Origin of the sequence: Nonomuraea sp. NPDC049421 (assembly GCF_040677005.1) — a bacterium.
GTDB lineage: Bacteria > Actinomycetota > Actinomycetes > Streptosporangiales > Streptosporangiaceae > Nonomuraea > Nonomuraea salmonea.
Genome location: NZ_JBFAQA010000002.1, coordinates 325,652 through 349,234 on the forward strand (window position 1 = coordinate 325,652; position 23,583 = coordinate 349,234).

At 73.2% G+C, this 23,583-nt stretch carries 19 protein-coding genes; 13 read left to right on the forward strand and 6 right to left on the reverse strand.

Features of this window, described 5'->3' with window-relative positions; genetic code table 11:
* Nucleotides 1–110 precede the first annotated feature (110 nt).
* Nucleotides 111–854, reverse strand: coding sequence for a TetR/AcrR family transcriptional regulator C-terminal domain-containing protein (locus AB0K18_RS05235; protein ID WP_364910093.1), 744 nt, complete (start codon nt 852–854; stop codon nt 111–113).
* Nucleotides 855–940: 86 nt separating this feature from the next.
* On the opposite strand from AB0K18_RS05235, the gene AB0K18_RS05240 reads away from it, so the two are divergent.
* The 12 genes from AB0K18_RS05240 to AB0K18_RS05295 all read left to right on the forward strand — a co-directional run bounded on the left by AB0K18_RS05240 (nt 941) and on the right by AB0K18_RS05295 (nt 17,062).
* Complete coding sequence (locus AB0K18_RS05240; RefSeq protein WP_364910096.1) at nt 941–2,431, forward strand: MDR family MFS transporter; 1,491 nt, start codon at nt 941–943, stop codon at nt 2,429–2,431.
* A gap of 8 nt (nt 2,432–2,439) precedes the next feature.
* Nucleotides 2,440–3,051, forward strand: a complete 612-nt coding sequence (locus AB0K18_RS05245; RefSeq protein ID WP_364910099.1) for a DsbA family protein — start codon at nt 2,440–2,442, stop codon at nt 3,049–3,051.
* Entirely contained in the window at nt 3,048–3,635 is a 588-nt protein-coding gene (locus tag AB0K18_RS05250; protein ID WP_364910101.1) for an NAD(P)H-dependent oxidoreductase, read from the forward strand. Before AB0K18_RS05245 ends, AB0K18_RS05250 begins: the two co-directional genes overlap by 4 nt.
* A gap of 17 nt (nt 3,636–3,652) precedes the next feature.
* Entirely contained in the window at nt 3,653–4,402 is a 750-nt protein-coding gene (locus AB0K18_RS05255) for an SDR family oxidoreductase (protein WP_364910104.1), read from the forward strand.
* A gap of 238 nt (nt 4,403–4,640) precedes the next feature.
* Nucleotides 4,641–6,419, forward strand: a complete 1,779-nt coding sequence (locus AB0K18_RS05260) for a hypothetical protein (RefSeq protein ID WP_364910106.1) — start codon at nt 4,641–4,643, stop codon at nt 6,417–6,419.
* A gap of 142 nt (nt 6,420–6,561) precedes the next feature.
* On the forward strand, nt 6,562–8,490 hold the full coding sequence (locus AB0K18_RS05265) for a hypothetical protein (RefSeq protein ID WP_364910108.1): 1,929 nt from the start codon (nt 6,562–6,564) through the stop codon (nt 8,488–8,490).
* Nucleotides 8,491–8,524: 34 nt separating this feature from the next.
* Nucleotides 8,525–10,429, forward strand: a complete 1,905-nt coding sequence (locus tag AB0K18_RS05270; protein ID WP_364910111.1) for a TOMM precursor leader peptide-binding protein — start codon at nt 8,525–8,527, stop codon at nt 10,427–10,429.
* Nucleotides 10,430–10,452: 23 nt separating this feature from the next.
* Nucleotides 10,453–11,988, forward strand: coding sequence for a SagB family peptide dehydrogenase (locus AB0K18_RS05275; RefSeq protein ID WP_364910114.1), 1,536 nt, complete (start codon nt 10,453–10,455; stop codon nt 11,986–11,988).
* Nucleotides 11,989–12,030: 42 nt separating this feature from the next.
* Nucleotides 12,031–12,210, forward strand: a complete 180-nt coding sequence (locus tag AB0K18_RS05280) for a hypothetical protein (protein WP_355413690.1) — start codon at nt 12,031–12,033, stop codon at nt 12,208–12,210.
* A 120-nt stretch (nt 12,211–12,330) separates the two neighbouring features.
* Nucleotides 12,331–14,955 (forward strand): lantibiotic dehydratase, encoded by a 2,625-nt coding sequence (locus AB0K18_RS05285; RefSeq protein WP_364910116.1) that lies wholly within the window; start codon nt 12,331–12,333, stop codon nt 14,953–14,955.
* Nucleotides 14,952–15,941: a lantibiotic dehydratase C-terminal domain-containing protein gene (locus AB0K18_RS05290; RefSeq protein WP_364910119.1), complete on the forward strand. Its 990-nt coding sequence runs from the start codon at nt 14,952–14,954 to the stop codon at nt 15,939–15,941. The genes AB0K18_RS05285 and AB0K18_RS05290 overlap by 4 nt, the downstream gene beginning before the upstream one ends.
* Nucleotides 15,929–17,062 carry a thiopeptide maturation pyridine synthase gene (locus AB0K18_RS05295; protein WP_364910121.1) on the forward strand — a complete coding sequence of 378 codons (1,134 nt, stop codon included), beginning with the start codon at nt 15,929–15,931 and terminating at the stop codon, nt 17,060–17,062. The genes AB0K18_RS05290 and AB0K18_RS05295 overlap by 13 nt, the downstream gene beginning before the upstream one ends.
* Here AB0K18_RS05295 and AB0K18_RS05300 read toward each other — a convergent pair.
* Nucleotides 17,037–17,603, reverse strand: coding sequence for a TetR/AcrR family transcriptional regulator (locus tag AB0K18_RS05300; RefSeq protein WP_364910123.1), 567 nt, complete (start codon nt 17,601–17,603; stop codon nt 17,037–17,039). The genes AB0K18_RS05295 and AB0K18_RS05300 overlap by 26 nt on opposite strands.
* A gap of 137 nt (nt 17,604–17,740) precedes the next feature.
* Here AB0K18_RS05300 and AB0K18_RS05305 point away from each other — a divergent pair, with 137 nt between their 5' ends.
* Nucleotides 17,741–19,903 carry an MMPL family transporter gene (locus tag AB0K18_RS05305; protein WP_364910126.1) on the forward strand — a complete coding sequence of 721 codons (2,163 nt, stop codon included), beginning with the start codon at nt 17,741–17,743 and terminating at the stop codon, nt 19,901–19,903.
* On the opposite strand, the gene AB0K18_RS05310 is transcribed toward AB0K18_RS05305, so the two are convergent.
* From AB0K18_RS05310 to AB0K18_RS05325, 4 genes are all read right to left on the reverse strand, one after another.
* Entirely contained in the window at nt 19,863–22,025 is a 2,163-nt protein-coding gene (locus tag AB0K18_RS05310; protein WP_364910130.1) for a prolyl oligopeptidase family serine peptidase, read from the reverse strand. The two genes, AB0K18_RS05305 and AB0K18_RS05310, sit on opposite strands and share 41 nt — an antisense overlap.
* Complete coding sequence (locus tag AB0K18_RS05315; RefSeq protein ID WP_364910133.1) at nt 22,022–22,318, reverse strand: hypothetical protein; 297 nt, start codon at nt 22,316–22,318, stop codon at nt 22,022–22,024. The genes AB0K18_RS05310 and AB0K18_RS05315 overlap by 4 nt, the downstream gene beginning before the upstream one ends.
* A 76-nt stretch (nt 22,319–22,394) precedes the next feature.
* Nucleotides 22,395–22,865 carry an SAM-dependent methyltransferase gene (locus tag AB0K18_RS05320; protein ID WP_364910135.1) on the reverse strand — a complete coding sequence of 157 codons (471 nt, stop codon included), beginning with the start codon at nt 22,863–22,865 and terminating at the stop codon, nt 22,395–22,397.
* Nucleotides 22,866–22,894: 29 nt separating this feature from the next.
* Nucleotides 22,895–23,518: a class I SAM-dependent methyltransferase gene (locus AB0K18_RS05325; protein ID WP_364910138.1), complete on the reverse strand. Its 624-nt coding sequence runs from the start codon at nt 23,516–23,518 to the stop codon at nt 22,895–22,897.
* Nucleotides 23,519–23,583: the final 65 nt, after the last annotated feature.

Consider the following 23,583-nt stretch of genomic DNA (forward strand, 5'->3'; position numbering starts at 1 on the left):
TCCCCGCTCCCCGATGTCCGGCCCCCACTCCATCGTGATCAGTGACCGGTCGGCGTCAACCCGCCGGGGACATCCCTGAGCCGTGTCGTGGTGCTGCAGGACCTCTTCGCTCACTGAGCGTGACGCGAGGGGATGAGTGCGGCGATGGCGTCGAGGATGCGGTCGAGTCCTTGCCTGAAGCGTTCCTCGGGGGAGAGGTGGGCGGTTCGGGAGTCGAGGATCGATCGGTTGAACAGGGGGAAGGCGCCGGATGCGACGACGTGGCGGACGTAGGGGCCCATGTAGTCGCGCTTCCAGCGCTCGGGGTCGAGGCCGGTGCGGCGGGCCTCCTCCTGCCAGCCGATCTCGCGGCGGATCGCGCTGTGGACGTAGTCGTCCAGCATGCCGGCGAAGCCGGTGACGTCGTCGATGTCGAGCCCGGTCCCGTTGAAGGCCCCGAGCGCGTACTCGTGCACGCGCAGCAGGTGGGGGCCGAGCGTGGGGCGGCTGGTGAGCAGCGTGATCAGCCAGGGGTGGCGCAGGCCGGTGGCGCGGGTGCGTTCGGCCAGCAGTGTCAGGTCGGCGCGCCAGTCACCTGAGGGGCCGTCGGGGAGTTCGATCTCGCCCATCGCCAGGTCGATCATGAGGTCGAACAGGTCGTCGCGGCGGGGGACGTAGCGGTAGAGCGACATGGCGCCGGTGCCCAGCTCGCCCGCGATCCGCCGCATGGTGGCGGCCTCGACGCCTTCGGCGTCGGCGATCAGGACGGCCGTGCGGGTGATCTGCTCGCGGCTGTAGCCGGGGCGCCGCCCGGGGCCGGAGCGTACGTGCACCTCCGGCTGCATCCAGATGCTGGTCACTTCCTCGTCGGCCATGCGCGTCCCTCCGCCGCTATTTGCGTACATGGTACCTGAATGGTTATGGTCCATTTCTCGTACGAGGTACGCGAATTGGAGGAAGCGTGGACAGATCTCTCCGCTGGGGGGTGCTCGGCGTGTTGCTGGGCATGATCACAGCGCCCTTGGACGGCATGATGCTCGGCCCCGCGTTGCCGGCGATCATCAAGGACCTCGGCGGCCTGGAGTACTTCTCCTGGGTGGCCACCGCCTACCTGATCTGCATGGCCGCCTCGACGCCGATCTGGGGCAAGCTCGGCGACCTGTACGGCCGCAAGGCCGTCTACATGACCGCGATCGCGGTGTTCCTGCTGGGGTCCGCGCTGTCGGGGATGTCGCAGGACATGATCCAGCTCGTCGGCTTCCGCATGGTGCAGGGGCTGGGCGCGGGCGGGCTGATGACCGGCGCGCTGGCGCTGATCGGTGAGCTGGTGCCGCCCCGGCACAGCGGCAGGCTGATGGGGCTGTTCGGGGTGATGATGCCGATCGCGTTCATCGCGGGGCCGTTGCTGGGCGGGCTGTTCGCCGACGTGGGCTGGCGGTGGGCGTTCTTCGTGAACGTGCCGATCGGTGCGGTCGCCTTGCTGCTCATCGGTGCGATCCGGCTGGAGCCCCGGCGGATCAGGGCCCGCATCGACTACCTCGGGGCGCTGCTGCTGACGGTGGCCCTGGTCGCGCTGAGCCTGGTCGCGAGCTGGGGCGGCACCCGGTACGCCTGGACCTCGCCGGCGATCCTGGCCCTGGCGCTGATCGGGCTGGCGGCGGTGGGCGTCCTGCTGGTGGTGGAGCGGCGCGCGGCCGAGCCGATCGTCCCGCTGCGCCTGTTCGCCGACCGCAACTTCACCCTCGCCCAGGTCATCCGGTTCCTCGGCGGGGTCGGCATGGTGGTGGCCGCGACCTTCCTGCCCCAGTACATGCAGCTCGTCCACGGCGCCTCACCGATCGCCAGCGGCCTGCTGATCCTGCCCGCCATGCTCGGCATGGTCGCCGTGCTCATCGGCAGCGGACGGCTGATCAGCCGCACCGGCCGCTACCGGATCTACCCGCTCCTCGGCGGCGCCGCCGTGACGGCCGGGATGCTCGCGCTCCTCGCGCTGGGGCCCGGCGTCGACCTGGCGCTCGCCTCCGCGCTGACGCTGATCGGCGGCGCCGGGGTGGGCCTGCTGATGCAGTCCACCACGATCATCACCATGAACACCGCCGAGCCGCGCGACATGGGGGCGGCCAGCGGCTCGGTCACCCTCTGGCACACCATGGGCGCCTCACTGGGCGTGGCCGCCCTGGGCGCCCTCTACACCGCCCGGCTGCAGGACACGCTCATCGACCGCCTCGGCGCGCAGACCGCAGACGGGATCGCCCTGACGCCCGAGGCGCTCGGCGGGCTCGCGCCGGCCGCGCGGGAGGCGGTCCGCGTCGCCGTCTCCGACGGCGTCCACGCCATGGCGCTGGGGGCCGCCACGCTGGGCGCCCTCGCCTTCGTCCTGGCCTGGTTCATCCGCGAGGTCCCCTTGCGTGACGGTACGCCTTCGGCCGAGCCCGCCCCCGCGGCGGCGTGAGGCGCTTGATGAGAGTCAATCTCGTGATGGACGTCATCTGCGTCCACTCCTATCTCGGCTTCACCCGCTTCACCCGCGCCGCGGACCGGCTCAGGGCCGAGGGCGTGCCGGTGACGGTCGAGTTCCTGCCCTTCGAGCTCGCTCCTGGCGCGCCGGCCGGCGGGCGTCCGCTGCTGGAGGTCCTGGAGCAGACCTTCGGCCCGCGAGCCGCCGCCGGCGCGCTCGCGTTCGCGGAACGCGTGGCCGGTGAGGGCCTGCGACTGGAGTACGGCAAGGCGATCGCCACCGGCACCTTCGACGCCCACCGCCTCATCGCCGACGCCGCCCTGCAGGGCAAGGCAGAGCTCATGGCAGAACGCCTGTTCCGCGCCCACTTCACCGACGGGTTGCACGTCGGCGACCCCGCCACGCTCGCCCGGCTGGCCGCCGAGATCGGCATCACCACCGGTCACGTGCCCGCCGCCGAGCTGCGCGCCCGGCTTGATCGCGTACGCCGCCTCGGCAGCACCGGCGTTCCGGTCTTCCTCATCGAGAACCTGCCCCCGCTCACCGGATCCCAGAGCGAGACGACCTTGCTGGCGGCCCTGCGACAGGCCGTCACCACGAAGGGAGAAACATGATCACCGACCCGCTGCGGCTGGCCGTCATCGTCGGCAGCGTCCGTGAGGGCCGCTTCGGCCCGACCGTGGCCCACTGGTTCGCCGGCCAGGCCGCGTCCCGCCCCGACCTGGACGTCGACGTGATCGACCTGGCCGAGGTGCCGCTCGGCGGGGCGGCCCCGTCGGCGGCCGCGCCGGCGCCGGTGCTGGAGGCCCTGGGCGGACTGACCCCTCGCCTGGCGGCCGCCGACGCGTTCGTGGTGGTGACCCCCGAGTACAACCACAGCTATCCGGCCGCGCTGAAGAACGCCATCGACTGGCACAACCAGCAGTTCCATGCGAAACCGGTGGCGTTCGTCTCCTACGGCGGCTTCTCCGGAGGGCTGCGCGCGGTGGAGCACCTGCGTGCCGTCTTCGCCGAGTTGCACGCCGTCACCACCCGCGACACCGTCAGCTTCCACGGCGCCTGGGAGTGCTTCGACGGCAACGGGCAGCCGAAGGACCCGGTCGGCCCGGCCGCGGCCGCCAAGACCCTCCTCGACCAGGTGACCTGGTGGGCGCGCGTGCTGCGCGACGCCAAGGCCGCCACCCCCTACACCGCATGACGCAGAAAGGCACTCCCATGACGAGATTGACCGGCAAGACGGCATTGGTGACCGGGGCGAGCCGGGGGATCGGGCGCGCGATCGCCACCCGGCTGGCCCGCGAAGGCGCCCGGGTCGCCGTGCACTACGGCGCCAACCACGCCGCCGCCAAGGACACCGTCGCCGCCGTCGAAGCGGCCGGCGGGCAGGCCTTCGCCGTCCAGGCCGAGCTGGGCGCGCCCGGCGACGCAGAGGCCCTGTGGGCCGCTTTCGACGCGCACGCCGACGGGCTGGACATCCTGGTCAACAACGCGGGTGTCCTCGGCGACCAGAGCGAGATCGACGGCGTCACCCGGGAGGGCCTGGAGCGCCTGTTCGCGGTCAACACCACCGCCCCGTTCCTCATCACCCAGCAGGCTTTGCCGCGGCTGCGCGACGGCGGGCGGATCATCACCGTGGGCACCATGCTGACCAGGGGAGCGGCCATGCCCAGGGCGATCGACTACGCCATGTCCAAGGCCGCGCTCGACGTCATGACCGTCGCCCTGGCCAAGCAGCTCGGGCCGCGGGGGATCACGGTCAACCTCGTCGCTCCTGGCGTCATCGACACCGACATGCACGAAGGGCGGCTGGTCGGCCCCGCGCTGGCCTGGCTGACGTCCCAGACGCCCCTGGGCCGGCTGGGCACGCCGGAGGACGTGGCCGGCACCGTGGCCTTCCTGGCCTCCGACGACAGCGGCTACGTCACCGGTCACCGGCTCGACGCCTCAGGCGGGACGACCATGTAGTCGTAACTTACTTTGTAAAGGCGCCGGATCTTTGCAAAACCCGTCATAACAAATCCACGGGCTTCGCCCGTACCGTCTCCGACAACCAAGGCGCGTCCGCGGTTGCCCTTGGTTGTCGGAGTTCCTGAGGCGGGCGCTGTTCACTTTGGAAGGGCGGCAAGCCGCTGGGCCGCCGGGCCGCGTGATGGGGCCATATTGTGGTGGTATCCGCGCGGAGCACGGTGACGGGAGGGCTGTCGTGGCTGTCGTCCTGGCTCGGATGCGGTTGTTGCTGTTGTGGCGGGTCACGAACGGCATGCTGGTCGCCGGTGTGGTGGCGGGGCTTCTTCTCGCCGTCGCCACTTGGGTGTTCGGGACGTCGGCGGACGTTCTCGCCGCCGCGTTCGCCGGGTGGTCGTTCGGGTGGCTGGTCGGGCCGTTGTTCACCGGTGGTGGTGACGGTGGTCTGCGTCCTGAGTACTTCAGCCGGTTGCCGATGACGGCGCGCGGGCTTGCCAGGGGGCTGCTGGTCGCGGGGTTCGCCGGGCCGGGGCCGGTGGTCACTGTGGTGGCGTTCGCGGCGTTGGCGGTGTTCGGTGCTCGGCTCGGTGTGGTTGCCGGGCTGGTCGCGGTGCCTGCGGCGGTTGCGCAGGTCGTGCTGGTGGTTCTGGCGTCGCGGGTGGTCGTGGGTTTGCTGGGCGAGGTGATGCGTACCCGGCTCGGTGCCGCGTTCGTGGCGTTGCCGTGGGCGGTGGTCATCGCGGCGGCGTCCAACGTCGGTATCGTCGCGCTCGCGTTGGCGCGCTTTGAGGTGGACGTCGGTCGTTGGTTGCTGGTTCTGCCCTCCGGGTGGGGGGTCGTCGCGGTGCAGGCGGCGGCGAGGGCTGACTGGCTGGTGTGTGTCGGCGCGTTGGCCGGGCTCGGGTTGATGATCGTCGTGTTGCTGGGGGCTTGGGCTCGGTTGCTCGATCGGCGTATGAGCGGTGTTCTGGCTGAGCGGGTCCGGCGTGCGGCGGGAGGCGGGTTTTTGGTGCCGCGGTTGCCTGCGACGCCGCTGGGTGCGGTCGTGGCGAAGGAGTTGCGGGAGTGGTCGCGGGACACGTTGCGTTCTTATCACTGGTATTTCGCGGTGGCGTTCGGCTTGTCGCTGTGTTTGATGCCGCTGGCTGTTGATCTGACGTGGTATCTGCCGTGGACGGGTGTCGTGGTGACGTGGATGGCGGCGGCCGGCGCGGCGACGCTTTTCAGCACTGATGGCACGGCTTTGTGGCTGACTTTGATGCGGCCGGGGGCGGAGCGGACGGATGTGCGTGGTCGGCAGGTGGCGTGGCTGGTGAAGGTGGCTCCGCTGAGTGTCGTGGCCACGGTCGCGGGGACGGCTTTGTCGGGGCTTGCGTGGGCGTGGGCGCCGGCGCTGGCTGTGCAGGCTGTCGCGCTCGGTGCGGGTGCCGGTCTCATGGTGTTGTTGTCGGTGGTGGCGCCGGTGCGGATGCCGGATGCGCATCGTCGTACGGGTAATGCGGCTGCGGATGGTCCGAACATCGTCGGGTTGGTTTGGGCGATGGTCGGTCTGATCGTCGTGTGCGCGTTGCCGTCGGCCGCTGTGGTCGCCGTCGGTTTTCTGCTGGATGTGGTGGTGTTGCTGTGGGTGGGTGTGGCGCTTGCTGTGGTGATGGGGGTGGGTTGCGCGTGGTTGTTCGGCCGGATGGCGTATCGCCGGTTGGAGGCGGCTGGGCCTGAGTTGTTGTTTCGGTTGCGTACTGGCCGGTCCGCCTCGGCTGGGAGGGTTGTTGTCGCGGTGCCGGGTCATGGTCGGCGCAGGTTGCTGGTGGGTTTGTGCTTGGGGACTGCGTGGGCTCCGTTGTTGTCCGCGGTGTTGTCCCTGGTCAATTTGGTGACTGGTGCGCCTAGTCGTACCTTCTGGACCTTTCCTCTCGGTCTTCCGGCTGCGTTGCAGGTTCCGGTCATCGTCGTTCTCGTTGTGGCGTCGTTCGTGCTGTACGTGGTCGCGATCCGTAAGGCTTCCTTTTTTCGGTAAGTGACATTCCGTGACGGTGAAGGGGAATTGGGGATTATAACCGGCATCCGGCTTCCTTTAAAGGGGTGATATGGGGTTTACATAAAGGCTTTCCGTTCGTAATATCCACTTCATGGGAGCGCTCCCAAAAGCCGATTCGGCGATGAGACCGCAGCTTAGAGACGACGTTCGCTTCGTCGAATGCCCCGACGGCGCCTACGTTCACAGCGACTACGGTGCGTGCACGTTGCGCGGGCGGCAGGCGTACGCATGGCTCCTCCGGCTGGCCCCCGCGCTGACCGGTCACCACACCCTGGGCGAGCTCACCGCGAACCTGTCCGGCGACCGGAAGACCATGGTCGAGCGGCTGGTGGGGCAGCTCGCCGAGTGGCGCTTCGTGGTGGACGCCCGGCAGGCCCGATCCCATGGGCTGAGCGAGATGGAGCTGCGGGCGTACGCGGAGGAGATCGCCTTCATCGGCTACGCACTCGACTCGCCGGAGGAGCGCTTCGAGCGGGTCCGGCGCGCGCGGCTGGCGCTGGTGGGTTCGGGGCCGCTGCTGGAGGCGCTGGCGGAGGCGTGCGTGGGGTCGGGATGGCGGCACGTCACGGTGATCGCCCCTGACTCTGAGCAGGACGGTGAGCGGGGCGGGCTTGAGCGGGCGCGGCGGGTCGCGGATGCCGCTCGCCGTGATCCTGCCCAGGAGATACGTACGCTGCCCTTGCCCGGCGACATGCGGGCGATCGCCGGGGACGCCGACATCGTGCTCCAGGTGAGCGCGGACCTCGATGAGCTGGTGGCGGCGGCCCGAGCCTGCGAAGCGGCCGGGATCGTGCTGGGGCAGGCGCTGGTCCGCCCGGCGGAGGTCTGGGTCGGCCCGGTGGGGCGGCCCTCGGAGACGGCGGCCGAGTCGGGCTGGCACCGGCTCGCCGGCCTGCCCGCCGCGTCCCCGGCCCCGCCCGGCGAGGACCTGCTGACGGGGCCGGTGCCCGCGGTGGTGGCCGCCATCGTGGCGCTGGCCTGCTTCAGCCGCGTCACGGGGCTCGACACGGGCTCGGAACGTGAGCTGATCCGGGTGGACTTGCGCACCCTCGACACGCTTCCGCACCGCTTCCTGGCTCACCCCCGCGCCACCCGTGTTCAAGGGGGCGGCTCTGATCCGGTCGAAGAGCTGGCGGAGGCGCTCGCCGCGGCTCCTGCGGCGGAGAAGGCGGTGGGCGCTGCCGAGGTGGACGGGGTGCTCGCCCTTGCCGCCGAGCTGGTCGACTCCCGGCTGGGCGTGCTCGGGATGCTGGATGAGCAGGCGCTGGTGCAGTCGCCGGTGGCGGTGTGCCGGGCGGCGGTCTCCGATCCGTTCGGTGTGCTGCCCGGCTGGGCGCCGGCGCGGGAGGTGTTCGGCTGGGGCGCCGATCAGCGGACGGCTCGGTTGCGTTGCCTGCTCGCCGCGCTGGCCACGTACGGCGTGCTGGCTCTGCGCCCTGATGGGGAGGGGGCGGTCCGGGGGGTGGCCTTGCCCGATGGCCTGCCCTGCACCGTGCGCTTCGCCGGCCTCCGCACCCCGCAGAACGCGTCACGGCCGCCGGTCGGGACCGGTGCCGGGTTGAGCTGGATGGAGGCGGTGGCCGCCGGTCTGCGGGCCCACTGCGAGGATCTTCTCTCGGACGCGTCGCCACCCGCTCGGACGGCAACCTTGATCGAGCCGCCGCAGGATTTTGAGGTTGAGGCGTTGATGCGGCAGCTTGCCCTCGCGGGTGAGAGCCCGGACGTTCATGATCACACCGCCGTGCTCGGTGTGCCCGCCGTCGCGCTCGCGGTTCCCGGTCAGGAGGTGCTGGTGTCCGTCGGTCCTACGTTCACCGATGCGGTCCGGGACGGGCTGGAACGGCTGCTGCTGCGGTGGCAGTCCCCAGCGCTTGGGGGGCGGATTCATCCCCTGTGGCCGCCGGGTGGTGATCCGGTGGAGGCCGTCCGGGTGATGGCCGGGGCGTTGCGGCGGATCGGGAAGGTGCCTGTTGCGGTGCCGCTGCACGGTGATGATGAGGTGTCGCGGCGGTTGCCGTTCGTGGCCCGAGTCGTTCTGGTCGATGGCTGAGGCGGTCATGGGGTCCGTCGCGGATCCTGACCTGGTGACCGTCCTGGGGGAGGGGCGGCTGCGTGCGGCGATCAGGCGGGCGCTCGCGGCCGAGCCGGCCGGGGCTGCGATCGTCGTGGTGAGTGATGCCGATGATGTGCGGCCGTATCCGGCGGTGGCGAGGCTGGCGGCGGAGCGGGGCGTGGCGTGGTTGCCGGTGCGGGTCGAGGCCGGGTGGGTGCTGGTGGGTCCGGTTGTGCGTCCGGGCCGGCCGGGTTGTCCGACGTGTGTGGCGCGTAGGCGGGCCGGTAATCGTCTTGATGCGCCGGCTCGTGATGCCCTGCGTGCGAAGTGGGGCCGCGATCTTGAGTCCCGGGCGACGACGCTGCTCACGCCGCTGGTGTCGCGGACGGTGGCTGCGCTGGTCGCCGAGGAGGTGCGCCGGTTGCGGCGCGATCCTGGCTCCGCGCGTACGGTCGGCGCGCTGCTGCGGGTGCGGCTGACGAGCGGCGCGGTGCGGCGGCACGCGTTCCTGCCGGATCCGTTGTGCCCCGAGTGCGGCAGGCGGGCGGACGACGGGCCGGAGGCGGGACGGTACGTGCCGCGCCCGGCGCCGAAGCCGGACCCTGGGACGTTCAGGGTGGGGGAGATCGACGGCGCGCGGCTGGAGCGGTTGTTCGTGGACGTGGAGACGGGCATCGTGCAGGCGGTGGTGGCTCAGGAGCGCGGTGGCGGGCCGATGGCGGTGGCGCGGCTGAGCCCGTCGCGTACCGAGCACGAGAGCCATCACGGTTATGGCCGCAGTGATGATTTCGCCTCGGCGCGGGCGACCGCGCTGGCGGAGGCGCTGGAGCGGATCGCGGGCATTCATCCGCGCAGCCGCCGGACCACCGTCCGTGCCGCGTACAGCGAGGTCGCCGATCGGGCGCTCGATCCGCGTGCGCTGGGCTTGTATCCGGACGACTGGTACGACCAGCCGGGCTTCCTGTTCACCCGTTTCGACCCGGGGCGTCCGACGACGTGGGTGTGGGGGTACTCGTTCGGCCGGGACGCGCCGGTGCTGGTGCCGGAGAGCTACGCGTTCTTCGGGCCCCGCCCGAAGAACGACCTCGGTTTCGCCTACGAGTGCTCCAACGGCTGCGCCCTGGGCGGTCATCCGGCGGAGGCGGTGCTGTACGGGCTGCTGGAGGTGGCCGAGCGTGACGCGGCGCTGGCCACCTGGTACGCGCGGATGCCCGTCCCGCGCGTTGACCTCGGTTCGGCGGCGGACCGGCGCATCCCGATGCTCGCCCAGCGGGTTCGTGACCGGCTCGGCTACGACGTGCACGCGTTCGCGGCGCTGATGGAGCAGCGGGTGCCGGTGTTCTGGGTGATGGCGGTGGACGCGCTGGGCGGGCCGGGCCGTCCGTACGCGCTGTGCGGCTCCGCCTCGCACCTCGACCCGGAACGGGCGCTGCGCCGGGCGCTTGAGGATGTGAGCCCCATGCTGGCCGGCCATCTCGAACGCTACGACCCCGAGGCGTCGGCGCGGCTGGTGGCCGACTCCGACCAGGTGCGGCTGCTGGAGCACCATCCTCTCGCCTGTGCCCACCCGGACGCGGCCGGCAGGCTGGGTTTCCTGCCGGTGGACGGGCCCGCGCTGTCCTTGCCGGAGATCAGGGCCCGGGCCGCCTGGCCCCGCCATGACGATCTCTGCGCGGACGTGGCGGAGCTGGCCGGTCGTTACCTGGCGACCGGGCTGGACGTGATCGCCGTGGACATCACCTCGCCCGAGGCGCGGGCGGCCGGCATGTACGTGGCGAAGGTCATCGTGCCGGGGACGCTCTCCATGACGTTCGGTCACCGCTACCGGCGCGTCCACGGCCTGCCGCGGCTGCTCGCGCTGCCCAGGCTTCTCGGTCATCGGGATCGCGACCTGCGTCCCGACGAGCTGAATCCCTACCCGCATCCGTTCCCGTGACCGGTCACCGAGAGGAAGCCCGCGTGCACACGACTACGGCGCCTGGCGCGGCCACCGGCCGTTACCTGGCCGCCATGCGGAGGCGGCGCCCGCTGGACATCGACTGGGCCGCCGCCCCGACCCGCCACAAGCGTTACCCAGGCGCTGAACGGGTGCCGCTCCCCTGGAACCACCTGGTGGGCGAGCTGCTGCGAAATTTGCTCGGCCTGACCCGGATCGTCTGGTCCCACCACCTCGGCGACGGCGGCCGGCCTCTGGGACGGCCCCCGATGCTGCTCGCGGGCCGGCCCGCCCCGTCGGGCGGGGGTCTGTACCCGGTCGAGGCGTACGTGGCCGCGGGCGAGCCGCACCTGCCCGCCGCGTTGTACCACTACGACCCGGTGCACCACGTTGTGGAGCGGGTCCGGGGCGGCGACCATGTCCCGGCGCTGACCGGGCTGCTCGGCGGTGGTGGCCGGGCGGATGTGGTGGTCGTGCTGTCGGCGGTGTTCTGGCGGTCGATGTTCAAGTACGGAGATTTCGGCTACCGGCTGGTCTGCCAGGAGACCGGGGTGCTGATCGCGCAGGCGCTGGCGGTGGCCGAGCGGCTGGGTGTGGCGGGCCGGGCGCATCTGCGGTTCGCGGACGGCGAGGTGGATCGGCTGCTCGGTCTCGACGGCGCTCGCGAAGCGACCCTGGCCGCTCTCACGCTGTCCCTGCCGTCCACGAAGCACTCGCGGGCTGAGCCGCCGTCGCTCGATGAGCTGGTGTCGCGGCCGACGGCGGAGGAGAGCAGGCCCCTTGCCCGGCCCATGCCTGCCGGTGGGCTCGCCGCGGCCCTGCACCGGGCGGGCACGCTCGCAGCCCCTGTCTCGTCGGATCCGCCTGCCCCGCCCCGCCCGGCCGCGCGTGCGGCCCGCCCGGCCCCTGAGCCCGCGCCCATGCCGCGCCAGGCCGGTTGGGAACGCCGTGCCTCACCCTTGGCCGGCTACCGCCCGGTCCCGCTGGCGGGTGGTGCGCTCGGCGCGGTGCTGGGGGCGGCCTGTGCCGGTTACCCGTCCGACCTGCCCGGCACCGCGAAGGGCCCGGCCGCCACGGCTCTGTGCCTGCTGTCGCTGCGGGTGGACGGCCTGCCGTGCGGTGCCTACTGGTACGACCCGGCCGGCCACACCCTGCACGAGCCGTCCGCGACCATCCCGATCGACGCGGTGACCGCCGGCCCTCTGCTGGCGAACACGCGGGTGGCGTTGCGCGGGGCGGCCGCCGTCCTGATCCCGGTGGGCGACCCGGTGGCGGGCGCGCCGGTGTTCGGTGACCGCTGGTACCGGATGCAGCAGATGGAGGCGGGCCTGATGGTGCAGCGGGCGGCGCTGGCCGCCACCGCGCTGGGCCTGGCCGCCCGGATCCACTCCGACGGCGCGAACGGGACCACCGACGAGGTGCTCGGTCTCGCGGCGGGCCCGTTGAGGAGCCTGTCGTTCCTGGTGATGGGCACTCCACCGACCGGCGGGCCCTTGGTGACCCGCCCGATCCACGGCCTCGTCAGCCAGGAGGTGATGCCGCCCGACCCACAAGCGTGACCCCTTTTCGACGGATACGTACCACCAGAAGGAGAAGTGCACATGTCCGCTGAGAACCTGAAGCTCGACCTGCGTGGCCTGGAGGTCGACTCGATCGACGTCGTGTCGGCCGACTCCATCGTGGCCGAGGGTCACGGCAGCATCGAGACCGGGGCGTCGTCGTCCCCGGGCTACTGCTCGTCGTACCTGACGGCGATGAGCTGCTGGGCTCCGGAGCTGTAGCGCCGGTGCCGGTCCTCCGGTGAGCCCGCCGCGGCCACCGGGATGACGAGCAGGGCCGAGGGCGCCCGTGCCGTGAGCGCCCTCGGCCCCTGACGAACCCCTTCGAGGAGCGCGTTTCCTTTGACCCAGATTGCGCACGCCGCCGTCCCCGTCGCGGGGGACGGTGACTCTTCAAGGCTCGCTGACCCCGATTATGCCCTGTCGCCCGTTGTCGCGGTCCGTGTCGCGGGGCTGCCGGTGGCGGGGCTGGAGCGGATGCGGTGCACGCGTACGTGGCGGCTGGTGGACGAGCTGGCGGACGTGTCGTCCCGGTTGCGGCGGGAGGGCGCGGAGCTGTCGGAGTCGTTGCACGAGGTGATCGGCGGTGTGGCGGCGGGGCCGCTGCGTGCCGGGCTGGTGGCGTTGCGGCGCGCGGTGTTCGCGGGCCGGCGCCTGGCCGGGCGGGCCGTGTCCGCCGAGGTGCTGGGCGCGCTGCCGGCGGATCTCGCGGCGAGGATCGGGGCGTGGACGGTGTTGCGGCGGCGCGCCGACGAGTTGCGGGCGGCGCTTCCCGGTGTGCTCGCCGAGGAGGCGCGGGAGAAGACGGCGGTGCTCAAGGAGGCGGTGTCCGATGCCGGGTTCCGGCACGGGCTCGCGCAGGGCAGCGCGGTGCTGGCCGAGCGGCTTGAGGCGTGGCTGGCCGGTCGGCCGCCGGAGCGGCAGGAGGTGTTGCGGCTGGCGCGTTATCTGGCCAGGGCGAGTGTCAAGACGAGTCCGTACGCGACGTTCACGGCCGGCGGGCTGGGCCGGTGGGAGACGGACGGGCCGGCGGTGGCCACGGGCGGTGAGCCGTCCTGGCTGGTCATGGCCGAGCTCGACCGGGCGGTCCTGCGCCCGCTGTGGGCGGTGCTGACGCGGCACCGGCGGGTACGTGAGCGGGCTCGGCTGCGGGTGAATCCGTCCGCCGCCGACGACGGGGAGCGCGTCTGGTTCCTCAGCCCCGGGCCTGGGGAGCCGCTGTCGTCGGTGCCCGCGACGGCGCAGGTGCGGCAGGCTCTGGAGTGGGTGCGGCGGCGGGACGACGCCACGCTGGCCGCCGCCCCGGGGATCGAGCCGCTGGCCGAGGCGGGGCTTGTGGAGTATGTGCCGCCGTATGACGAGCAGGGGCCTGATCCGATGGGGGAGCTGGCGTCGTGGCTGGCGGCCGATGGGCCGGCCCCGTACGCGCCGGCCGTCTCCCGCGTCGCGCAGGCGCTGCGGGCCGAGCCCGCGAGGAGCGCCGGCGTGGTACGGGCGGCGCTGCGGGAGGTGCTGCCGCCGGGGCCGTCCCTGCCGGAGAAGAACCTGCTGTGGCACAGCGCGGTCATCCCCGGCGTCGCGGGGCGGCTGAACGTCTCCGCCTGGCGGGGCGTGTGCGACGACCTCGACGCGCTGCGCGGGTTGCTGGGCCTGTTCGACCCCGACCTGCCCGTGAAGGTCGCCGCCGCCGCGTACTTCGTGGACCGGTACGGCCCCACCAGCCGCCTGCACGCGATGGCCCTGTACCGCGACGTCCACAGCGGCGCGCCTGGCGCGGGCGGCGGGTTGCTGCGGGCGATGCTGCGCGACCCGGTCGCCGGCACCCGCGCCCTGCCCGACGTCGACCCGCCTGCCGGTCTGCGGCGCCTGACCGAGTTGCGGCGCGGCTTCTGGGACCGCCTCGGCGCGGGCCCCATCACGGACCCCACGCCACCGGACCCGGTCGGCACCGGACCACGCACGAACGGCGAGGTGCCGGTGGTGGATCTCACGGCCGCCCGCCTGGCCGCGCTGGCGGAGACCTGGCCGGGCTTCGTGCGGCCGCCCGGCTCCATCTGCTGCTACGTGCAGGCGGTGCCCGGCGCGGGGGGTGTGCGGGCCGTCGTCAACTCGGTCTCCGCCGGGTACGGGCGCGGCCTGTCGCGGCTGCACCGGCTGGTCACGCTGGCCGGCGGCGAGGCGCCGCCCGTCGGGGAGCTGCGGGCGGCGCAGGGCGGCGTGCTGGTGGCCGAGTGCCGGGGCCTGGCCGGCGGCGGTCTCAACGTGCGGCCCGCCACGGCGGACGTCGCGCTCGATCACCCGTTCACCGCGCCGGACGCGCGCCTGCCGGCGGTGACGCCGGCGGAGCTGACCGTCGGCTACGACCGGGAGCACGACCGCCTGACCCTGCTGGACGGGTCCGGGCGGCCGGTCAGGCCGGTGCATCTGGGCATGACGGCTCAGTACTGGCTGCCGCCGTGGCTGCAGTTCCTGGTGCGGGTGTTCGGGGAGCCGTCCACGGCGATGGTGCCCGGCTGGGTGTTCCGCACCCGGAGTGAGCCGCCGCAGGAGGGCGTGGTGGAGTGCTGGCCGCGCATGGACGTGGGGCGGGTGACGGTGGCGCGGGCGGCGTGGCGGATGCGGGCCGGGGCGTTCCCGGTGCCGGCCAAGGGGGAGAGCGAGGCGGCGTACCTGCCGAGGCTGGCCGAGTGGCTGGCCGGGCACGGGGTGCCGCGCCGTTTCTTCGCCCGGGTCGTCGACGTGGGGCAGGGGTTGCTGGCGGGGCTGCTCAGCAAGGACCGCAAGCCCATGTACGTGGACGTCGCCGACCTGCTGCTGCTGACCGGCTTCGTGCGCACGCTGCGCGACCCGGGCGCGCTGCTGGTCTTGGAGGAGGCCCTGCCCGACCCCTCCCAGGCCCCCCGCTACGGTCAGGACGCGCGGGTCACCGAGTACGTCGTCCAGCTGTCCGCCAGGCCGGCGTCATGACGGCGCATCCGATCGCGGGTGAGGACCGGTGGGTCAGCGCGCACCTGTTCCACTTCGGCGACCTGGACCCGCTGATCACGGGCGTGGTGCGGCCGGTGACGCGGGAGCTGGTGGCCTGCGGCACGATCCGCCGCGCCTTCTTCCTGCGTTATTGGGAGGGCGGCCAGCACGTGCGGCTGCGGCTGCAGGTGCCCGACCCCGCCCGCCAGCAGGACGTCCGCAACCTGGTACGCGAGCGTGCCGCGGCGCATTTTGCCGGCCATCCGTCCCCGGCGGTGGACGCGGCCGCCTACCGGGCGTTCGCCGCCGCCATGGCCAGGGGTGAGCGCCGTACCGACTATGACGATCGGCTGCACGAGCCGGGCACGGTGGCGTTCATCGGGTACCTGCCGGAGTACGAGGCGTACGGTGACGCCGCCTGCGTGGCCGCCGCCGAGCGTCACTTCGCCGTCTCCAGCCGCCTCGCCCTCGAGGTGCTGGCCGCCGGCACGGACATGGGCCGCCGCACCGCGATCGGGCTGGCCGCGCTGACGATGGCGGTCGCCGCGTGCGAGCCCGACCTGCCCTCGGCCGCCCACCGCCTGGCCGCCGCCATGCGCGGCCCCGCCACGGCGGCGGCCGGGGCGGAGGAGGACTGGCGGCGGCGGAAGGAGGCGCTGCTCGCTCAGACTCGCAGGTTGTGGGAGGGGCCGGAGTCGGCCGGCGGGTTGCTGGCCGCGTGGGCGGCGTCGCTGCGGGCCCTGCGCGACGAGCTGGACGTGCTGCACGCCGAAGGCCGGTGCGTGCCGCGCGACCCGGGTTCGCCGCACGCGGCTCTCGCGCTGGCGGCGCCGCCCGAGCGGCGCACGGTGGCGCTGATCCTAATGCGGTGCGTTCATCTGTTCCACAACCGGCTGGGGCTGCGTGCCGGAGCCGAGCAGCACACGACGTTCCTGGCGGGCCGCGCCGTGGCCGGCCTCGCCGACTCCCGGAGGTGGTCCCCCTGACTCCCGTCTGGCACTGCGTGCACGTCTACTACCACGCGCCCGACAAGGACGCCCTGCTTTTGGACGCGGTGCGCCCGCTGCTGGAGGGGCTGCGCGGCGAGATCGAGCAGGCGTACGTGCTGCGTCACTGGCGGCAGGGCCCGCACCTGCGGATCAACGTCAGGGCGGCGCCCGAGGTGTGGGAGCGGGTGGTGCGGCCGCGCGTGGCGGAGGTGGTCGGCGCGTACCTGCGCGAGCACCCCTCCACGGTGGTGCTCGATCCGGCCGAGAGCCTGCCCAGGCACCGGCTGATGGCGATGCGGGAGCAGGAGCGCGGCCCGCTGACGCCGTGGCCGCCGGACAATTCCATCCGCGACGCCGCCTACGACTCGCGCCGGCACGTCCTGGGCACCGACGAGGAGGCCGAGCTGCTGGCCGCGTTCTACACCGACGCGACCCCGCTGCTGTTCGACATGCTGGAGCACGTGCGGGCGGGCCGGGACGGCAAGACGGGGCTGGCGCTGAGCCTGATGCTGACCATCGCGCACACCTCGCAGCGCGTCGACCGCAGCTACCTGTCGTTCCGGATGCACGCCGAGGGGTACCTGACGTGGGCGGCCGACCCGGCGGCGGCCCGCGCGTCGTTCGAGCGGGTGTTCGCCGAACGGCGGGCGGCGCTGACGGGGCGCGTCCGCGATGTCGTGGCCTGCCTGGACGACCCGGGCGCGGCGGCGGTGCCGTTCGTGCGGGAGTGGGCGGCGCTGCTGGAGCGCTACCGGCCGCGGATCGCGGCGATGATGGACGACGGCCGGCTGGTGCAGCCGGCGCTCGAGCCCGGTGAGGCGTTCGCGGCCCGGCCGGGCGAGCCGGCCGCGCCGCATCGGGAGCCGAGCGAGCTGCAGCGGCTCGTGTTCGACAACCCGGCCTACCACGAGGCGATCTTCCGCAGCCCGGCCTTCCGCCGGTATCGGGTGCTGCTGAACTACACGTATCTGCATCTGACGCGGCTCGGGCTCACCCCGCTGGACCGGTTCAGGACCTGTCACCTGCTGGCGGACGCGGTGGAGGACGTCTACGGCGTGTCGGGGGTGGAGGCGCTGCGCCGCTTCACCGGCGTCACGGGGTCCGCGGCGGGTTCCTGAGGTAGGCGGTGAGTGCGCGTTTCAGCTCGGCGACCAGGTCGGCGGCGCGTGCCGGTTCGGCGGCGGAGGCCAGCGGCATCACGGCCTTGACCATGGCGACGGCCATCGTGCCCATGAGCAGCGCGCGCTGTTGGTCCAGGCCGGGGGAGCGGCGGCGCAGCAGGGCGGCGACCTGGGCGGCGATGGCGTCGTGCAGCCGGGCGGAGGCGGTGGCGAGCCGGTCGCCGGTGGCCGAGCCGTACAGCAGGGACCAGTAGGCGGGGGAGCGGGTCTTGAACGCGACGCTCTCGTCGACCAGCCCGTCGACCAGGGTTTCCAGGGGGATGTCGGGGGTGACGGCGGCCAGGCGTTCGGCCCAGAAGCCGAGGCGGCCGTCGGTGTAGCGGGTGACGAGGCCGTCGAGGATCTCGTCCTTGTTGCGGAAGAACTGGTACAGCGAGCCGGGTGACATGCCGGCGCGGGCGGCGACCTGGTTGGTGGTCAGGTCGGGGTAGCCGATGTCGGCGATGAGGTCTTCGGCGGCGTCGAGGATCTGTTCCATGCGTTTGAGGCCGCGTGCCTGTCTGCGTACGGGCCGTTCAGTCATGGCATCCCCCGTTGACAAATACGAGCATTCACTTGTATTTCTGGGTCGGCGAGCAAAACACGAGTAGTTTACCGACTTTTCGGGGGTGGGACGTGGTGCTGATCACGGAGCGCGCGACGGCCGGAGCCGCGCCGCCGCTGCGCCGGCTGGGTTTCGTGCTCGTACGACGCGCCAGGGCCGTACTGGGGCTGGCCCTGGCGCTGTTCGTGCTGGCCGCGGCCCTGGCGGCGGGGGCGGTGCCGCGGCTGTCGCTGGCCAGGTTCGAGGCGCCGGGGTCGGAGTCGGACCGGGCGGCGGCCGAGCTGGCCGCACGGTTCGCCGCCGGCAGCCCCGACATGATCTTCCTGGTGACGGCCCGCACCGGAACCGTGGACGATGCGGCCGTCGCCGCGGAGGGCCGCGAGCTGGCCGGGCGCGTGGCCCGCCACGACGGCGTGGCCGGCGTGGAGTCCTACTGGAGCAGAGGACGGCCCGCCACCCTGCGCAGCCGGGACGGCCGGCACGCGCTGATCCTCGTCCGCATCCCCGGCGACGCGGGACACGTGCGCGCCACCGTGCTGCCCTCACTGGTCCCCGAGATCACCGCCGGCACCGGCCTGCTGCAGGTGCGCTCCGGCGGCGGCGAGGAGGTGTTCCGCGCCACCGTGCCGCTGGCCAGGCAGGACTTCACCCGGGCCGAGCTGGTGATCTTCCCGCTGGCGTTCGCGCTGCTCTGGCTCTACCTGCGCAGGGCCGCCGCCGCGCTCGCGCCGATCCTGGCCGGCGTGTTCGCCATGGCGGCCGGGCTGGCGCTGCTGTGGATCCCGCTCGCCTACACCGGCGTGTCCACCTTCGCGCTCAACCTGACCCTGGCCATGGGGCTCGGGCTGGGCATCGACTACAGCCTGTTCGTCATCGCCCGCTTCCGCCAGGAGGTGCGCGCGGGACGGGAGCGGGCCGCCGCGGTGGCCGGGGCCGTCGAGCACGCGGGCCGCACCGTCCTGTTCAGCGGCCTGACCGTCGCGGCCTCCCTGGCGGTGCTGTTCGCGCTGCCGTTCGACTTCCTGCGCTCCTTCGCCTACGCCGGCATCGCCGTGGTCATCGGCGGCGTCGTCGCCGCGGTGCTCGTGCTGCCCGCGGTGCTCGCCGTCGCCGGCGGCGCCATGCTGCCGCGCCGCGAGCGGCCGGCCAGGGCGGGCGGGTTCTGGGCCGCGCTGGCCGGCCGCGTCATGCGGCGGCCCCTGGCGTACGGCGGCGCGGCCACGGCGCTGCTGCTCCTGCTCGCCGCGCCCTCCCTGGGCCTGCGCTTCGGCGTCGCCGACGACCGGATCCTGCCGCCGGACGCCGCGCCCCGCCAGACCCAGGAGATCATCAGGCAGTCCTTCACCGCCGAGGAGAGCGACGCCGTGCAGATCGTCTCGGCGGGCCCCTTCGGCGGGGACGTGACGGCGTACGCGGTGGCTCTGTCGCGCGTGCCGGGCGTCGCCCAGGTCGACTCCGCCGCCGGCATTTTCACCGGCGGGCAGCGGACGGGCGAGGGCGAGCCGGGCCGTTTCCGCGGCGAGGGGACGTGGCTGTCGGTGGTGGCGTCCGCCGAGGCGCTCGCGGGCGACCCCGTCGAGCTGGTCGAAGCCGTACGGGCCGTCCCGGCGCCGTTCGAGACGCTGACCGGCGGCTATCCGGCGGAGCTGGCCGACTACCGCGCCTCCGTGGTCGACCGGCTGCCCCTGGTGGTGGCCCTCATGCTCGGCGTGAGCCTGGTCGTGCTGTTCGCGATGACGCGCAGCGTCCTGCTGCCGGTCAAGGCGACGCTGCTGACCGTGCTCAGCCTCGGCGTCATGTTCGGTGCCCTGGTGTGGGTCTTCCAGCAGGGCCACCTGTCGGGGCTGCTCGGCTTCACGCCGACGGGCTCGCTCGACCCGAGCATCCCCATCCTCATGCTGTGCGTCGCCTACGGGCTGTCCATGGACTACGAGGTGTTCCTGCTGGCCCGCATCAAGGAGGAGCACGACAGGACCGGCGACACCGGCCGGGCGGTGGTGGCCGGGCTGCGTGACGGCGCCCCGCTGATCACCGCCGCGGGCGGCATCCTCGCGCTGTCGTTCGCCGCCTACGCCGGCGCGTCGGTGTCGTTCGTGCAGATGCTCGGCGTCGGCATGGCCGTCGTGGTGCTGGTGGACGCCACGCTGATCAGGGCGGTGCTGGTGCCGAGCCTGATGCGGCTGGCCGGCCCGCTCAACTGGTGGCCCCGCCGCCCGGCCCGGCGGCACCCGTGACGGCACCCGTGACGGCATCCTTGACCGGGGCGGCGGTGTGCAGCAGGAAGGCCAGCACGTCGGCGAGCAGCGCATGGTCCTGCTCGCGGGTCGCGCCGGCGCCGTGCACGCCGTGCTCCTCCACCCGCAGCAGCACCGGCAGCCCCGAGGACGTGGCCGCCTGGAGGCGGGCGGCCAGTTTCGCCGGCTGCCACGGCGGCACCCGCGCATCGCGGAGCCCGGCGGTCAGCAGCACCGCCGGATACCGCACGCCGTACTCCACCCGCAGGCAGGCGTCGGCGGCGAGCAGGCCGCGCAGACCCTCCTCGGTGGCGACGCTGCCGAACTCCGGCACGTTGATCGGCCCGTTCTCGGTGAACTCGGTCCGTGTCGTGTTCACCGTGGGCACCTGCAGCACCATGGCGGACCACAGCTCCGGCCGGCGCACCAGCGCGCCGCCCGCCGGGATGCCGCCGGCGCTGACCCCCTCGCCCGCGAGCAGGCCGGGCCGGGTGTAGCCGAGCGCGACGAGCTGCTCGGCGCAGTCGACGAAGTCGGTGATCGTGGTCTCCTTGCGCGGGCCGCGCCCGGCCTCGTGCCACTGCCGGCCGTAGGCGCCGCCGCCGCGCAGGTGCGCCATGGCGAAGACGCCGCCGCGCTCGTACCAGGCGAGCATCTCGGGACGGAACCACGGCAGGTCGGCCACGCCGTGCGAGCCGTACCCGGTGAGCAGGGCCGGATTGTTCCCGTCCAGCCGCAGGTCCTTGCGGTGGACGACGGTGAGCGGGATCCGCGTGCCGTCCCTGGCGGGCACGCGCAGGACGCGGGCGCACACCTCGCCGAACCCGGCCGGGGTGCGGAGCGCGGGCCCGGTGGCCTCGAGGGTGGCGCCGTCGTAGCGGTACAGGCGCGGCGCGTCCGTCCACCCGGAGATCAGCAGCAGCGCCCCGGGCCGCTCCGGGTGGGCGGCCCACTCCCAGACGGCGCCCTCCACCGGCAGCGGCACGTCGGCCGGCGCCCCGCCGGACAGGGGCACCTCGCGGATGCGGTGCACGCCGCCGTCGAGGTCGCGCACCAGCAGCCGGTCGCCGGCCACCAGCACCGCCTCCACCACGCGCTCACTCTCCGGCACCACCACCTCGGCTCGCGCCAGGTCGGGGGCGGCGAGCGGGCCGGAGAGCGGGACGGCCAGCACCCGGGAGCGGGGCGCGTCCCGCTGCGAGACCAGGTAGAGGGTGTCGTGGCCGACGGCGAAGGCCGTCACGCCGTCGTCCACGCCCGCGACCTTCCGCCACGGGCAGGTCGCCGGGTCGGCCAGCCCGGCGCGTGGCGCCACGTAAAGGGAGCAGTCGCTGAGCTGCTCGCTGGTCTGGGGGCCGAGCGCGCTGTGGGAGACGAGCGCCAGCATCCACGCGCCGTGCGGCGGCAGCACCAGGAAGGGCCGGTCGCGCGGGGTCAGCTCGATGCGGGGGTTGAGTCCGCGCGCCAGCACCACCTCATCGCGGGCGGGGTCCTCGCCCAGCCTGTGCAGGAAGGAGCGGCTGTCCAGGCGGCGCCGCTCCGGCGGGGCGCCCTGCGCGGCGTCGAAGCGGTGGTGCACGAACGAGCCGGTGTCCGGCCAGCTGACGAACGCGAAGCGGGCCGTGGGCGGGATCGCCTCCAGGACGGCGCCGGAGCCGGCGTCGAGGACCTGGATCGAGCCCTCCTCCGACCCGGAGGCGGAGACGGCGCAGGCGACGTGGCGGCCGTCGGGCGAGGGCACGAACCAGTCGATGGCCTGGTGGGCCTCGCCGGGCAGGGTGGCGGGGTCGAACACCGTCCTGGTGGCCCCGTCGGGCTCGCGGACCATCAGGACCGGTACGCGGGCGTCCGGTTCGCGCGCCAGGTAGAACAGGCGCTCCCCGGCCGGGGTGAAGCTCGCGTACTGCGCCAGCGCGCCGCCGAGCTCGCGGATGCGGGCCAGCAGCTCCGCCCGGCCCGGCAGGCCGTCCAGGTACGCGCCGGCGTGGCGGGCCTGGCCGTCGAGCCAGTGGTCGAACTCCTCGCCGCCGGCCTCCATCCACCGGTAGGGGTCGTCGAGCGTGACACCGTGCAGAACGTCGCGGACCACGTCCACGCGGGCGATCGGGGGGATGTCGCTCATCGCATGATCCTAAAGGCATGATCCTCAAGCCCGATCACGCCCGCGCCGAGCAGCGCCTTGAGGCCGCCGTACAGCGCGAGGCCGGGAGCGAGACGCGGCGCTCGATTGCCGAGCCGAGGGCCGAGGACGCGATGACCACCGGGACTGCTCCCGGCGAGCGCGGCCGCGGGCACGCGGCCGCTGCTCGCGCACGCCGAGGAGCTCGTCTTCGCCGAGGCCGCGGCGAGAGGCGAGCAGCCGGTGCTCGCCCTGGTGGAGAGCAGGCCGGAGACCACCGCGTTCTGGGCTCGCAACGGTTTCCGCCAGGTCGAGCACGTCCGTTACGTCCAGCCGCCGAGGAGGTGACGCTGGCGCGCTGAGCCCGCGCGGTCAGTAGTAGGAGCTCATCAGCGTGGTCGCCCAGGCCGGCTGGGTGACCGGGTGGCGGGGGGCGAACTCGGTCAGGTACGGCTTGATGTCCAGGACGGGGGTGCCCGACAGCGCGTCCAGGTCGGCGACGTGCAGGTCAAGGCCGTCCACGGCGAGGAGCCTGCAGCGGGAGACGCCCAGCCGGTTGGGACGGTACGGGCCCCGGTGGGCGAAGATCCCCACGGGCGCCGCCGTCGGGTTCCCCCGTGGGGGACGGGGGTCGGTGCGCACCTCGGCGGGGTCGATCCGGTCGAAGAGGAAGACGATCTCCAGGTGGGAGAAGTCCTCCAGGCCGAGCACCGCCGAAGGGGTGAAGGCGGAGTCGTCCAGCCGGATCACCGCTCGTACGTCGTGCCAGTCGTCTTCGACCCACTCGCTGCGGCCGCCCACCACGCGGCCGACCGGTCGCAGGGTCACGGGGCCGGGTGTCATGCTGCTCTCCCTATGCGTCGGGGGCGCCGCTAGGCGGTGCGGCGCAGGGTGAACCAGAAGGTCGGGAACGGGTTGGTGCCCGGCGTGACGTCGAGGAGCTCCCAGCCGTCGAACCTGGCGCGGAGCTCGTCGGCGGTGACGCCGGCCGCCCACGACGCGATCTTAGTGGCCGGGCCGCCGGCCGGTTCGGGGCCGTACCCGAACATCAGCAGCCGCGCCCCTGGAGCGGCGCGGCGGGTGAGGCCGGCGGCGTAGGCGTCGCGGCGGTGCAGCGCGACGCCGCAGTAGCAGCTCAGGTCGAAGAACAACTCGAACGGGCCCGCCGCGTCGAGGTCGTCGAGGCGGGTGACGCATCCGTGCAGCAGCTTCACCGCCACCTGCGCCTGGGCGGCCTTCTGCTTGGCCTGCTCGACGGCGCCGGCGACCAGGTCGACGCCCGTCACCTGCCAGCCGTGCCGCGCCAGGTAGACGGCGTTGGTGCCGGTGCCGCAGCCCAGCTCCAGGACGCGGCCGGGCGGCAGGCTCCGCGGCCCCTCGATCAGGTCGGTCAGCTCGGGCGGGGTCACGCCGGTGTCCCACGGAGCCTTGCCGTTGCGGTAGTAGCGCTCCAGCGTGCGGTGGATGGTCTCCTCTTCGGCATGGTGCCGGGTCATCGTTCCTCCAATGACTATAGTTAAACTCTAGTAATGGGCTCTAGAGTTACACTCTTGCGATGGAG